Source organism: Luteibacter sp. HA06 (genome assembly GCF_054061215.1).
The window spans coordinates 1914398-1926892 of record NZ_JBSSDZ010000001.1; the positions used below are offsets into that span (position 1 = coordinate 1914398).

General features: G+C 64.4%; 11 protein-coding genes. 5 read left to right on the forward strand and 6 right to left on the reverse strand.

All coding sequences use genetic code 11. The features are described from left to right. The first annotated feature begins 33 nt into the window (after positions 1 to 33). The gene (locus ACVWWJ_RS08800) at positions 34 to 651 is read left to right on the forward strand and encodes a helix-turn-helix domain-containing protein (protein WP_456967443.1); all 618 of its coding nucleotides are present in this window, start codon (positions 34 to 36) and stop codon (positions 649 to 651) included. Further along, positions 648 to 1214, forward strand: a complete 567-nt coding sequence (locus ACVWWJ_RS08805) for a helix-turn-helix domain-containing protein (protein ID WP_456967444.1) — start codon at positions 648 to 650, stop codon at positions 1212 to 1214. The genes ACVWWJ_RS08800 and ACVWWJ_RS08805 overlap by 4 nt, the downstream gene beginning before the upstream one ends. Here ACVWWJ_RS08805 and ACVWWJ_RS08810 read toward each other — a convergent pair. The 3 genes from ACVWWJ_RS08810 to ACVWWJ_RS08820 form a co-directional block, all read right to left on the reverse strand. Continuing rightward, positions 1204 to 4242, reverse strand: coding sequence for a sensor histidine kinase (locus ACVWWJ_RS08810; RefSeq protein ID WP_456967445.1), 3039 nt, complete (start codon positions 4240 to 4242; stop codon positions 1204 to 1206). The genes ACVWWJ_RS08805 and ACVWWJ_RS08810 overlap by 11 nt on opposite strands. Positions 4243 to 4274: 32 nt before the next feature. Continuing rightward, positions 4275 to 4529, reverse strand: coding sequence for a hypothetical protein (locus ACVWWJ_RS08815; RefSeq protein WP_456967446.1), 255 nt, complete (start codon positions 4527 to 4529; stop codon positions 4275 to 4277). Positions 4530 to 4707: 178 nt separating this feature from the next. Then, positions 4708 to 5826: an FAD binding domain-containing protein gene (locus ACVWWJ_RS08820; protein WP_456967447.1), complete on the reverse strand. Its 1119-nt coding sequence runs from the start codon at positions 5824 to 5826 to the stop codon at positions 4708 to 4710. 273 nt (positions 5827 to 6099) lie between these two features. On the opposite strand from ACVWWJ_RS08820, the gene ACVWWJ_RS08825 reads away from it, so the two are divergent. Then, entirely contained in the window at positions 6100 to 6906 is an 807-nt protein-coding gene (locus tag ACVWWJ_RS08825) for an alpha/beta fold hydrolase (protein WP_456969685.1), read from the forward strand. A 127-nt stretch (positions 6907 to 7033) separates the two neighbouring features. Here the strand turns inward: ACVWWJ_RS08825 and ACVWWJ_RS08830 are convergent, their stop codons facing one another. Next, on the reverse strand, positions 7034 to 7420 hold the full coding sequence (locus ACVWWJ_RS08830; protein ID WP_159891096.1) for a TraR/DksA C4-type zinc finger protein: 387 nt from the start codon (positions 7418 to 7420) through the stop codon (positions 7034 to 7036). 295 nt (positions 7421 to 7715) lie between these two features. On the opposite strand from ACVWWJ_RS08830, the gene ACVWWJ_RS08835 reads away from it, so the two are divergent. After that, entirely contained in the window at positions 7716 to 10094 is a 2379-nt protein-coding gene (locus ACVWWJ_RS08835; RefSeq protein ID WP_456967448.1) for a DNA polymerase II, read from the forward strand. 23 nt (positions 10095 to 10117) lie between these two features. Here the strand turns inward: ACVWWJ_RS08835 and ACVWWJ_RS08840 are convergent, their stop codons facing one another. Together ACVWWJ_RS08840 and ACVWWJ_RS08845 are read right to left on the reverse strand one after the other, a co-directional pair. Further along, complete coding sequence (locus ACVWWJ_RS08840; protein ID WP_456967449.1) at positions 10118 to 10705, reverse strand: uracil-DNA glycosylase family protein; 588 nt, start codon at positions 10703 to 10705, stop codon at positions 10118 to 10120. Next, complete coding sequence (locus ACVWWJ_RS08845; RefSeq protein WP_456967450.1) at positions 10702 to 11349, reverse strand: TetR/AcrR family transcriptional regulator C-terminal domain-containing protein; 648 nt, start codon at positions 11347 to 11349, stop codon at positions 10702 to 10704. Before ACVWWJ_RS08845 ends, ACVWWJ_RS08840 begins: the two co-directional genes overlap by 4 nt. 85 nt (positions 11350 to 11434) lie before the next feature. On the opposite strand from ACVWWJ_RS08845, the gene ACVWWJ_RS08850 reads away from it, so the two are divergent. Next, positions 11435 to 12406 (forward strand): quinone oxidoreductase family protein, encoded by a 972-nt coding sequence (locus tag ACVWWJ_RS08850; protein WP_456967451.1) that lies wholly within the window; start codon positions 11435 to 11437, stop codon positions 12404 to 12406. Positions 12407 to 12495 lie beyond the last annotated feature (89 nt).

Below are 12495 nucleotides of genomic sequence, written 5' to 3' on the forward strand. Positions count from 1 at the left end.
CGAATCACGTGCCGTTACGACGGAGCCAAGGTCATGACCATTCACGACCCTTCGCCGAACACCGCGACACCACCGACATTGCTCACGATTTGCCATACGCGGATCATCCTCAGCGGACGACTGGCGGCCGGCACGTCGCGTACCGATCAGGGCACGGCCTATACGCCCGGTATGGACGCCGCGGACGCGCTGGCGCGTCTCGCTGGATGGCTCGAACGCGAGGGCTCGACGGATTCATCGATCGCCGTCCATGTGTCCGCCATCCTTGCAGCGACGACGACGCATCGGCGCAAAACGCCCAAGGGCATCCTCGCCGCGTGGCAGAAGCGCAAGGCACTCGACCTCCTTGGAGCGGATCTCGCCGAGCCGGTAAGCATCGAAGCGGTCGCCGCCGCGTGCCGGCTGTCGCGTGCGCATTTCACACGTGCTTTCGGGGCATCGGTCGGCATGGCACCGTATCGGTGGCGCATGCAACGTCGCATGGCGATGGCGCGGCAGCTGCTGGCCGACACCGATCGAAGTTATGCGGATATTGCCGCCGCCTGCGGCTTCGCCAAGATGTCGCATTTCTCCCACGCGTTCGCCCGGACCGTGGGCATGTGCCCGCGCCGCTGGCGTCAGGGCTTCGGTATCGGCGGGCTGCCGGCATGAAAACCCGTTGCTCTCTCACCTCGACGCAGGCTGCCGCTGCAGCCCTGCATGTGGAGTGGACCCTGCCCGAGCCGATGTCCGAGGTTGCCTCAGCCGTGATGTCGCTGATCTCGCTCGCTGCGCGCGATGGCGCCTGCGAAAGCCCGTGGATGCACCTGCTTCTCGCCGCACTGGCCGCCTGTGGCGCAACACGGCGCCACGGTCCCGCAGCTTCTGCAATCAACGTCGGCCAGGGCTTATCGCTGGCGCAGATGTTGCGCGCACGGGAGCTACTGGCCGATCCCGACCGGGCGGTCACCGTACGCGATGTCGCAGTAGCCTGCGGCATGAGCCAGACGTCTTTTTCGCAGGCGTTTCGTGTAGCCACGGGGATGTCGCCGCGTGCATGGCGCCTCGAAGCACGCGTCAGCCACGCCAAGCGCCTGCTCGAAGGCAGCGACATGAGCATGACCCGGATCGCGGGCGAATGCGGTTTCGGCGAGCAGGCGTACTTCAATCACATCTTCTCGCGACTGACGACATGCAGTCCTGGTGAGTGGCGACGCCTGCACACTAAGGATTGAGTGATCGCCGATCGAACGCGAGACGGGCAGGGAGGTAGATCGTTATCATCGTTCCCTGGCCCGGTGATGTCGTGAGGTTGAACGTGGCGCCCACGCGCGCCGCACGTTCACGCATGCCGCCCAGCCCGAAGTGGCCCTCTCGCCCGGCGACAGCGAGTGTGGGTTCCATGCCCTCGCCGTCGTCGGTGACGGAAAGATAGAGCTGCGCTCGTCCGAACTCGACGGCGACGACGACGTGCGTCGCATCGGCATGTCGAGCGGCATTGATCAATGCCTCGCGCATGATGGCGAAGCATTCCTCGGCCACCAGCGGCTGTAGCGGTACCGGCGTGCCACGTTGCTGTAGTTCGAACACGAAGCCATGCATCGCACCGAGCTGGCGGCCGGTTTTCTCGATCGCTGGTGCGAGGTCACGTAATCCCTCGCCCGGGCCGCGCAATTCGGCGACACGGTTGCGGCCTTCGATGATCACCTCGTCGGCGCGCTCGATGGCGTCTTCAAGGTCGCTTCGCGCCGGCTCGTCGCGAGGCAGGCGATCGGCGGCAAGCTGGAAGCGCAAGACCAGTGCGTGAATGGATTGCAGCAGCGTATCGTGGAGGTCCCGCGCAATGCGCTCCCTTTCCCGGTGGCGTTCCTCCAGTCGTGCATGCAGCTGTGCCGCGTAATGTCGGAACCGGATGATGACGACGATGACCGCCACCAACAGTGCAAGCAGCACGCAGGCAATGCGAAACCACCATGTCTGGTAGAACGCCGGCTCGATACGGAAAGTGAAGCTGGTGCCGGTGGTATTCCACATGCCGTCTTCGTTGGCGGCCGTGACCCGGAATCGATAGGTACCGGGCTTCATATTGGTGTAGAACGCCTCGCGACGATCGCCCGCCTCCTGCCATTCGGTGTCCACGCCATCGAGGCGGTAACGAAAGCGCACCCGGTCGGGAATCGACAGGCTCGTCGCGGTATAGGCAATCTGCAGTTGCCGCGTCAGTGGCTTGAGCGTGATCGCGGCCGTGTCCGTGATGCGTTCGCCATTTGCTTCGAGGTACCGGATAAGCACCGGCGGCGGCCGCGGGTTGTCGCGGATGCTGGCGGGATCGATATAGGCAAGCCCCTTGTTGGTTGCCACCCAGACGCGTCCCGCGTTGTCGATGCTGATGGTCGAGGTTTCGACCGATTGCAGCGCAATGCCTGGAAGGCCGTCGCGCGAGTCGAACAGCCGGAAAGTCGGTACGTAGGCGAGCTCGTCCATGGCACGGCGTAGTTCGGCTGGCGCGATGCGGACAACGCCCTTGCTGGTGTTCAGCCAGATCCAGCGCTTGTCCCGAGCGACACCGGAGATGCCGGCAAGGGGAAGGTCGGCCAGCGTGTGGAGACTCTTGAAGCGGCCCGACACGTTCCACGCCAGACCGGTCTCGCCACCGGCGATAACATCGCCCTTGCTGGTCTCCAGTGATAGCGTCGCCCCGAGGTGGAGGCCATCCGCCGCGGTGAAGCTGTGACGAGTGTGGCCGTCGAAGCTGACGATGCGATCGCCGGAGAACCCGATCCACAAGGTTCCGTCCGGGGCACGGTCCATCGCCGCTACGTTGCCCGGATGCGGAATGCCGGGGTCCCAGGGCTGCCACACACCTTCGTTGAAGTGATAGATGCCGGCCAGGTCGAAGGCGATCCACAAGCCGCCATGACCATCGCTGGTCTTGGCGCGCGGCGACAGGGGCAGGGGCGACGCCGGCATCGGCCATGCCGTGACTTTGCCGTTCGCGAGGCGATACTGATGATCAGTCGTTGCGAACCACAGGGCACCTTGCGGATCGGTGCTCAGTTCGTAGACGCGCGAAGGGAAGGCGGAATACGGCTCGAGCTTCCCGTCACGCCAGCGGTAAAGGGTGCTGCCGTTGACGATCCACGGCTGACCCGTCGAATCGACGCTCATGCTGTAGATGCGTTCGGGATTCGCCGTGACATCCGGAATGACCGTGACATTGGCCCGGCGAAAGCTGTCCAGGCCAAAATTCGTGCCGACCCAGAGGTTGTGTTCCGCATCGCTCAGGAAGGCGCCCGATTGGTCCGAGGTCATTCCGGTGGCCATGCCGAAGCGCTGCGTGATCTGCGAGGGATGCAACCATGTGCCGGCGGCTGCAGTCGCAGGGTGTTCGACCATGAAGATGCCGCCTTGCGCCGGATCGGCGCCCCACAAGCGACCATCGCTGTCGAACTGCAGGCGCGATGCATGGATCACGGGCTCGTTGCCGGTATCGGCTGCGGTCACGGTGTCGGGATGCTCCGCCGTGAGCCCGGGTAAGGCGTGCACCTTGCGGTCGCCGTCGGAGAGCCACAGCGTGCCATCGGGCGAGCGGGAGATGCGCGTATTCAACTCGAGCGTCGCGCCCGTTTGCACGAAACGGTGCTCACCACGGCGCATAAGGAAGAGATGATCGCGCCCGGTGACCCACAGGTTGCCGGCCGGATCGAACAGTACCCAGCCGGCATGGCCGCCGTGGAATCCCTGCGCATCGCCGATCAGCTCCCATCGGTGTCCATCGAAACGGAGCAGGCCGGCCTGCATGGACGCCCAGACCGTGCCGTCATGATCGACCGCGAACGACGAGACCCAGCCTTCGGCGAGGCCATCGGTCTGGTGGTAACTGGTGACCTTGCCGTCCTTGACGTGCGCCATGCCGCCTTCGTAATAGCCCAGCCACATCTCGTTTCCGGGTAACCAGAGAAGGGCGGTCAGGTTGCTGGCGGGCAGGGGATGGCCGTCGCGATCGAGGAAACTTTCGAAGCGCACGCCATCGAAGCGGTACAGATTGTCACCGGTGCCGAGCCAGAGGTAGCCGTCGTTGGCTTGCGCCATGGCCCAGATGTCCGGCGGCGCACCGTCGGCCGTGCTCCAGGCGATGTGCTGGAACTGCGACGGCGGCGGAGCGGTAGCCCCCGTGGCGCCCGCGGTCGATGAGCACAGCCCTAAAAGCCACGCCAGGGCGCGCACCAGCATCGAATGGGTTGCGCCACGACTGCCCGTCATGGGTTCATTGTGTGCACAACCGACGGGTTTGGCTATCGCGCGGACAGCGTGGCGACGAAGCGCATGGCGCGGGCGATGCTCGTGCTGATAATGGGCAGGCGTCCCACGGGGATGGAGATCACCGCGACTTCTTCCCGATGCAGGTGGATGTTCGCTTCCGCGTGGCCCCAGGCCAGCTCCACCTCATTGGGTGCCAGCGAACGGGCGGGCACGTCGTCATTGGTGATGCGCTGCACTTCGCGAAAGAAATGCAGGTGCAGAAAACCGTCGTCGGTCGGGCCGGTCACGGCCATGCCTGTGGCAACCCCCGACACGAAATGCGACGGGCGCGTGTGAAGGATGCTCTTAGTCGTCACTTCGGACACGATCTACCCCAAATCCCCTTCGGCCAAGCATATGGGGCCGCGTTGCCGGCGTCCATCGCGGGCAGGCACCGGATGCGACAAATGTGCTGAGGTCGGCAATTCAGGGTGCGAGCGGGCGGCCCAGCTCCCTTCCAAGGACGGCAAGGCGGTGGCCCTCGGCGAGGCGTTCGGCCTCGTAGACGACCAGGGCCTTCTCCAGCGGCAGGCGACCGAGCGCGGCCACGAGGGCCATGGCATCTCCCGCCGCCTTGGCGACACCCATCGCCGTATGCGGCCTGATTACGAAGGCCGCATCGCCCAACAGAGCTACGTGATCGCGCACCATGCGCGTGCTCTCGTAATCGAAGATGCCCTGGATGGACGGGGTTGGCTCGGCCGCCACCGCGAGGGCGAACGGAGCGGGCAGTGCATCGCGCGCGGCTGTCAGGAGTTCGTTGCGAAGGACAGCCGGCACCTCCCCGCGCGCCACGGAAAACTCGCGTAGCCGTCCGTCGCTGCCGGTAAGCCATCGGTCAAGGGCTGCGCCTTCGGTGGCTTGTCGGTACCAGACCCAGTTATAGCGACGTTGACCCGGGGCTGTCTCGCCGCCGGGGCCGGGGACGAGATAGCCGAGAATCTGCGAGCCGTGCATGTGGTAGAACGCGAACCGTTCGGACAGGACCGTGGCGGCGTCGGCGGGAAGGTCCGTTTCAGGGAGCAGTCCACGCCAGGCGACGTAGCCGGCATAGGTGCTGGCGGTGGGCCCGTGACTCACGGCAGGGCGCGCGATGGAGCCGACGCCGTCCGCGCCGATGACCAGGTCGAAGCGGAGCAGCTCGCCGTCTTCGAGCACGATGGCCGCCGACGCTGCCGTGTTCTCGATGCGGATCACGCGAGCGCCGACGCGGTACGCCACGGGAGGCAGCAGGTATCGCACCGTGCGGTAGAGGTGGTCCCAGGAAATCTGTGTCTGCGGCATCACCTGGCGCTGGGCGATGCTGCCGTTGCGCGCGAACGTGATTCGCTCATGCGCGGGCACACCGACACGGGCCGCCTGTTCACAGCCGAGCATGCGCAGGATGGCGTAAAGCTCACGCTGGCCGACAAGACCCGCGCCCCGGCCCTCGAGGCCGCGTGCCGAGCGCTCGAAAACGTGCACGTGGTGGCCTGCCGCGCGCAACGCGCTCGCGGCGAACAAGCCGCCCATCGAACCACCCACGATGCCGATTCGTAATGCCATGACTGCAACGTAGCAGCAGGTGGGTCCGTGCTCCTTGCAGTTTCGTTCCGTGGCGAAACGATGCGCGGCTCGCGTCGTTCGGGGTGTTCTTGCCCCGAATGTGCAATATCAACCGTGCGCATGCACTTAGGCTGGCTGCGCTGTTCTGTTCTTCCTACCTCAAGCCCATGGAGCAAAAAAATGAGCAACGATTCAACCGCAGCCGCTGCTCGCCCGGCTGGCGCGGCCGCCGCGTCGGGCCAGGGTGCTGCTTCGGCGGGCTCCTTCGTGAAGATGAAAGACGGCACCGAGATTTTCTACAAGGACTGGGGTACCGGTACGCCGGTGGTGTTCTCCCATGGCTGGCCGCTCGACGCGGACGCCTGGGATCCGCAGATGCTGTTCCTCGTGCAGAACGGTTACCGCGTGATTGCGCATGACCGCCGCAGCCATGGTCGTTCCACCCAGACGGCCCTCGGTAACGACATGGACACGTATGCGGACGATCTCGCCGCCGTGCTGGACCATCTCGACGTCAAGGGTGCCTTCATGGTCGGTCACTCCACCGGTGGTGGCGAAGTGGCACGCTACATCGGCCGTCATGGCACGAAGCGCGTGGCCAAGGCCGTGCTCATCGGTGCTGTCCCGCCGATCATGGTCAAGACGGACGCCAACCCGGGCGGTTTGCCGCTCTCAGTCTTCGACGGTATCCGCGCTGGTGTCGCCAAGGATCGCTCGCAGTTCTACAAGGATCTGTCGGGTCCCTTCTTCGGCGCGAACAAGCCGGACTCGAAAGCCTCGCAGGGCATGCGTGATGCGTTCTGGGCACAGGGCATGGCCGGCGGCGTCCTCGGTCAATACCTCTGCGTGAAGCAGTTCTCGGAGACCGACTTCACGGACGACCTGAAGAAGTTCGATGTGCCGACCCTCGTGATCCATGGCGATGCCGACCAGATCGTGCCGTACCAGGATGCGGGCGTGCTCACGGCGAAGATCGTCAAGGGTGCGACGCTCAAAATCTACAAGGGCGCGCCGCACGGTCTCTCGGCCACGCATGCCGACGAGCTCAATGCCGACCTGCTGGCATTCTTCAAGAGCTGATCCGGAGACAAGAGCTGATCCGGAGACCAAAGCTCATTTGAAGGACGGTTCAATGTAGGAGCCGCTTCAGCGGCGATAGGGGTGGGGCAACCTGGCTATCGCCGCTGAAGCGGCTCCTACATTTCCTTCAGCGCGCGTTGCGCTCGGCGCGCTCGCGCGCTTCCATTTCTTCCATCGTGTAGATCGTCTCGGGGATAGCCTCCAGGCGGGCCTTCGAGATCGTTTCGCCATTGCCGTCGGAGATGCCGTAGGTGCCTTCGTCGAGCTTTTCCAGCGCGCGGTCGACTATCGTCAGGCGACCCTCGTTGTGGCTGAGGATCGACTCGTCGCGGTCCTGCTGCGCGAAGCGCTCCGCATCGTCGCCCGAATCCTGCGGCTCGCCGCCAGCGGTCTGCTGGAGCAGGCTTTCTTCATTGCCTGCCGCGTCCGCGGTGCCGACCAGTTGCTTGCGCAGGGTAAGAAGGCGCTCGCGCTGCGCGTCGAGAAAGCTCTTGCTGAGAACGGTGTCATTCATACGGTAGGCCTTGTTTGGAGACGGGGGACTATTCGCCGAAGCATTCGTCATGTCTTGAACGTTTGGACTGGCATGAATCCTAGTCCGTATCGGTACTTCCCGCCGTGAACGGGTAACGGCAAGCTCGACGGGGATCGTCATCACGGAAGAGGAGCGCTTGATGAATCGGCTCCCGCAGAAAGGGGGGATACGAAGTGGGGCAGGGCCGCCTGCGGAGTAGTAGCCCGGGCCGATAGCAGTTATTCCACGGAAGGGATGGCACAATTCCGGACTTGGCAACCGACAGGCTCCCGCCGTGACGTCCCCGACCCGACAGGGTTTCATTCTTACCCGCCATTGGCGGGACACGGGTCACGGCACGGACGTCGAGTTCTGGCTGGCTACCGATGAGGGGCCGAAACGCGTTGTTATCACGGCGCAGCAGTCCGTGGCTTTCGCCAAAACGTCGCAGCAGGCGGACATCGAAGGCGTCGCACGCCGTGTTGCCAGCGTCGAGATCCGCCCACTGCCGTTGAAGACCTTCTCGCAAGAGCCCGTGCTGGGTCTCTACACCCGAAGCCACCGGCAGATGATGCTGCTCGAGAAGCGACTCCGCGAACGTGGCGTGCCGCTCTACGAGGCGGATATACGCCCGCCTGAGCGCTACATGATGGAGCGCTTTATCACGGCGGCGGTCACGCTCGAGGGCGGTGTGGAGGAGGGCGATACCATCCTCGACCCAAAGCTCAGGCCGGTTGCCGACTACCGGCCAACACTACGCGTGGTGTCGCTCGACATCGAGACAAGCGCCGAAGGCGACCTTTACTCCCTGGCACTGGAAGGCTGCGGCCAGCGGCAGGTGGTCATGCTGGGCGCCCCCGGCCCGAACGATGTTCCGCCGGATGACTTCGATCTCGAATACGTGACGGATCCCGCGCAGATCATCCATCGCCTGAATGCGTGGTTCGCCGAGCATGATCCCGATGCACTCATCGGATGGAGCGTGGTGCAGTTCGACCTTCGCATCCTTCAGGCGCATGCCGATAAGCACGGTGTTCCGCTGCTGCTGGGACGCGGCGCGCAGCCGATCGAATGGCGCGGCCACTCCCGCCGCGAAGGCTTCCTGTTCGCGCCGATGGCCGGGCGGCTGGTGATCGACGGTATCGAAGCCGTGCGTTCGGCGCAGTGGAGTTTTTCGTCCTACAGCCTGGAGAACGTCGCGCAGACGATGCTCGGCGAAGGCAAGTCGATCGACGATCCCTACCATCGCATGGCCGAGATCGAGCGCCGTTTCCACGAGGACAAGGTGGCACTGGCTCGCTACAACCTTAGGGATTGCAAGCTGGTCACGCGGATCTTCGCCAAGGCAAAGCTGTTCGAGTTCATGCTCGAACGCGCGCACGTGACCGGCCTGCAGGCGGACCACTTCGGTGGTTCCATCGCCGCGTTCGATCACCAGTACCTGCCACGCATGCATCGCGAAGGTTACGTGGCACCGAACGTCGGTGATATCGCCGAGAAGGCTTTCCCCGGTGGCTTCGTGATGAACTCACGGCCGGGACTGTACGACTCCGTGCTCGTGCTGGACTTCAAGAGCCTGTATCCGTCGATCATCCGAAGCTTCCTGGTCGACCCGGTCGGGCTCGCCGAAGGCGGACTCGATACGTCGGAGGCGGCGGCCGTGCCCGGCGTACATGGGCGGTTCTTCTCGCGTACGAAACACTGCCTGCCTGCGATCGTTACCCAGCTATGGGAGCGTCGCGACGAGGCGAAGCGGCAGGGTAACCAGGCGCAATCGCAGTCGCTCAAGCTGCTGATGAATTCCTTCGTCGGCGTGCTCGGCGCACCCAATTGTCGTTTCTTCGATCCCGAGCTGGTCTCGGCCGTCACCCTTCGCGGCCACGAAATGATGCGGCGCACGCGCGAACTGGTCGAAGCCGAAGGCTACGAGGTGATCTACGGCGATACGGACTCGATCTTCATCTGGCTGAAGCAACGCCGTAGCGAGGCCGAGGCGTCGGCGATCGCCGATCACCTCGTGGAGCGCGTGAATCGCTGGTGGCGCGAGCATCTTTCCGAAACGCTCGGGCTCGAGAGCGAGCTCGAGATCGAGTTCGACACGCACTACCAGCGATTCTTCATGCCGACCATTCGCGGCAGCGAGTTGGGTAGCAAGAAGCGGTACGCCGGCCTGGTCGTTTCGGAAGACGGTTCGGAAGAGGTGGTCTATCGCGGCCTGGAAACGGTACGCAGCGACTGGACGCCCCTGGCGCAGAAGTTCCAGCAGGCGCTGTACCTGCTCATCTTCAAGGAGCAGCCGTACGCCGATTTCATTCGCGACTACATGCGCAGCCTGCTTGCCGGTGAGTTCGACGATCTTCTCGTGTACCGCAAGCGGCTACGCGGCAAGCTGGCCGACTATCAAAGCAACACTCCGCCGCAGGTGCGGGCTGCGCGCATGGCTGACGATTACAACGTGCGCAATCAGCGCCCGCGCCAGTACCAGAACGGCGGTTGGATCAGCTACGTGATCACGCGTAATGGCCCCGAGCCACTTGAGGCGCGCGAGTCGCGGATCGACTACGAGCACTACCTCACCAGCCAGCTGCAACCGATCGCCGATGCGATTCTCGGCCCGTTGGGCGACAGTTTTTCCAACCTCACGACCGCACAGATCAGCCTCTTCCAGAGCTGACCTGGAGCGTCGCCTGCGGTATGTCAGGCATCGTCGCGCAGCACTTCCTCGACCCGCATGCGCAGTAGAGGAAGCACATCCTCCTCGAACCACGGGTTGCGCTTCAGCCATGCCTGGTTCCGCGGGCTCGGATGCGGTAGCGGCACGATCAAGGGCCAGTCACGCCGCCATCCGGCGACGACTTCCGTGAGGGTCTTGCCCCGGCCGGGCAGGTGGTACGCCAGCGCGTACTGCCCAAGAACCAGGGTGAGCTGCACGTTCTTCAGCTGAGCGAGCAGCGGTGCCCGCCATGCGGGCGCGCACTCCGGCCGCGGCGGAAGGTCACCCGACTTGCCGGTTCCCGGAAAGCAGAAGCCCATCCCAAGGATGGCGAGTTTCGTATCGTCGTAGAAGGTCTCACGGCTCAAGCCCAGCCAATGACGCAGCCTGTCGCCGCTCACATCGTTGAAGGGCAGGCCGGTCTCATGCACCTTGCGTCCCGGCGCCTGCCCGGCGATGAGGATGCGCGAGGACGCAGACATCTGCACGACCGGGCGCGGGCCGAGCGGGAGGTGCGCAGCGCAGATCGTGCACGCGCGAACGTCCTCCAATAGCGAGCTCAGTTCGGTCATTGAGGGCTTGCGTCCAGCAGCGTCGCCGCACCGCGAAGCATCAGGTCGATGCTTTCACCGAAACGCTGGTCGAACCGGTCGAAAAGCACTTCCCCGGCTTCGCGAAGGAGCGGAAAGGCATCCGGATCCAGATGCGTCTTGCGCATTTCGATATCGTAAGCCGGCGAGCGCTCGCCGGGTTTCGGGAACACCGCCTGTTCCTCGATCACGAAGCTCACCGTGAACGTGTAGACCGCGCTGAGCAGGGTGACGGCCTGACGGGTTGAGAAGCCCGCCTGGGTGAGATGCCCGCCGATGCGTTCGGCGGTTTCCTGGAAGAGGGTGTTGGTCAGGCGCGTACCGGCGATCATCCGGCCGCCGTCGCGGTAGGTCAGCAGCGTCTTGCGCAGGCCCTGTCCGAACGTGGATACCCAGAGCTGCCAATCCTTCGATGCAGCGTCAGGCACAAGGTTGGCGGCGCCACTGGTCAGGACGAGGGTGGCCATCTCGTCGATCAGGGCGTCTTTGCTCTTGAAGTGCCAGTAGAGCGTGGGCGCCTGGATGTTCAGGGCCTGGGCCAGCTTGCGTAGGGTCAGGTCTTCCAGGCCGGTCTCGTCGAGAAGGCGTAAGGCGGCCTGCACGATGATGTCGCGATTCACTTTCATGCAGGCCTGCCTCGGAAGGGGTTGCAAACCAAATCTAACATGGTTAGATTGAATCTAACAACGTTAGAATATATGGAGGTGTCCCATGAAAGCTGCCGTCGTATTCGAAGCAGGCAGGTCGCCTGTGTTTTCCGATTTCGAAGCGCCCACCGCGCAGGCGGGCCATGAGCTCCTCACCGTGAAAGCCGCGGCGCTCACCCAGTTCACGAAGTCCCGGGCGTCTGGCACCCACTACAGCGCCGACGCCGCGTTCCCGGCTATCGCGGGCTCCGATGGCGTTGGCGTGACGCAGGACGGCCGCCGCGTGTACTTCATCCTGCCCGGCGCCCCCTTCGGCGCGATGGCGGACATGACGCGTGTACGCGCCGGCTTCTGCATCCCGGTGCCGGAAGGTCTCGACGACGTCACCGCCGCCGCACTGGCCAATCCCGGCATGTCCGCCTGGGCCGCCCTCGTCAACCGCGCGCAGGTCAAACAAGGCGACACGGTGCTGATCAACGGCGCGACCGGCACGGCCGGCCGCCTGGCGGTGCAACTGGCAAAGCATCTGGGCGCGGGCAAAGTCATCGCGACAGCCCGCGATGCGACGGCCCTCGCAGCGGTGAAGGCACTTGGCGCCGATGTCGTGCTGCCATTCCAGCTCGACGGTAGCGACTCCGAAGGGGATCTCCCATTCCGCGCAGCGCTCGAGGAGCAGTTCAAGGACGGGATCGACGTCGTCGCCGACTACCTCTGGGGAAAGAGCGCCCAGACGATTATCGTGGCGATAGCCAGCGCGGTCGAAGACGCGCGTCCCGTGCGTTTCGTGCAGGTCGGCAGCTCCAGCGGCGGCGACATCACCCTTCCGGGAGCCGCGTTGAGGTCGTCGGCCATCATGCTCATGGGTAGCGGCATCAAGAGCATCCCGCTGCCCGACCTGCTCGCCGCCGTAGGCCACGTCTTCGCGGCTGCGATCCCCGCCGGCCTGCAGATCGCCACGCACGTCCTTCCGCTATCGGACGTCCAGATGGCCTGGGATGACAACACCGGCAAAGCCCGAGTCGTCTTCGTCCCGTAACGCCGTTACCCCTGTGGGAGCCGATTCGTCGACTCCCACATTTTTGGTACACTTCGCCCCGAATCGACTTGCCAGCCGTGTCAAGCCAG

Excerpts from the sequence above, each read along its gene's own strand:
- ACVWWJ_RS08800 (WP_456967443.1), top strand. The coding sequence starts at position 34 with ATGACCATTCACGACCCTTCGCCGAACACCGCGACACCACCGACATTG.
- ACVWWJ_RS08805 (WP_456967444.1), top strand. The coding sequence starts at position 648 with ATGAAAACCCGTTGCTCTCTCACCTCGACGCAGGCTGCCGCTGCAGCC.
- ACVWWJ_RS08810 (WP_456967445.1), bottom strand. The coding sequence starts at position 4,242 with ATGACGGGCAGTCGTGGCGCAACCCATTCGATGCTGGTGCGCGCCCTG.
- ACVWWJ_RS08820 (WP_456967447.1), bottom strand. The coding sequence starts at position 5,826 with ATGGCATTACGAATCGGCATCGTGGGTGGTTCGATGGGCGGCTTGTTC.
- ACVWWJ_RS08825 (WP_456969685.1), top strand. The coding sequence starts at position 6,100 with ATGAAAGACGGCACCGAGATTTTCTACAAGGACTGGGGTACCGGTACG.
- ACVWWJ_RS08830 (WP_159891096.1), bottom strand. The coding sequence starts at position 7,420 with ATGAATGACACCGTTCTCAGCAAGAGCTTTCTCGACGCGCAGCGCGAG.
- ACVWWJ_RS08840 (WP_456967449.1), bottom strand. The coding sequence starts at position 10,705 with ATGACCGAACTGAGCTCGCTATTGGAGGACGTTCGCGCGTGCACGATC.
- ACVWWJ_RS08845 (WP_456967450.1), bottom strand. The coding sequence starts at position 11,349 with ATGAAAGTGAATCGCGACATCATCGTGCAGGCCGCCTTACGCCTTCTC.
- ACVWWJ_RS08850 (WP_456967451.1), top strand. The coding sequence starts at position 11,435 with ATGAAAGCTGCCGTCGTATTCGAAGCAGGCAGGTCGCCTGTGTTTTCC.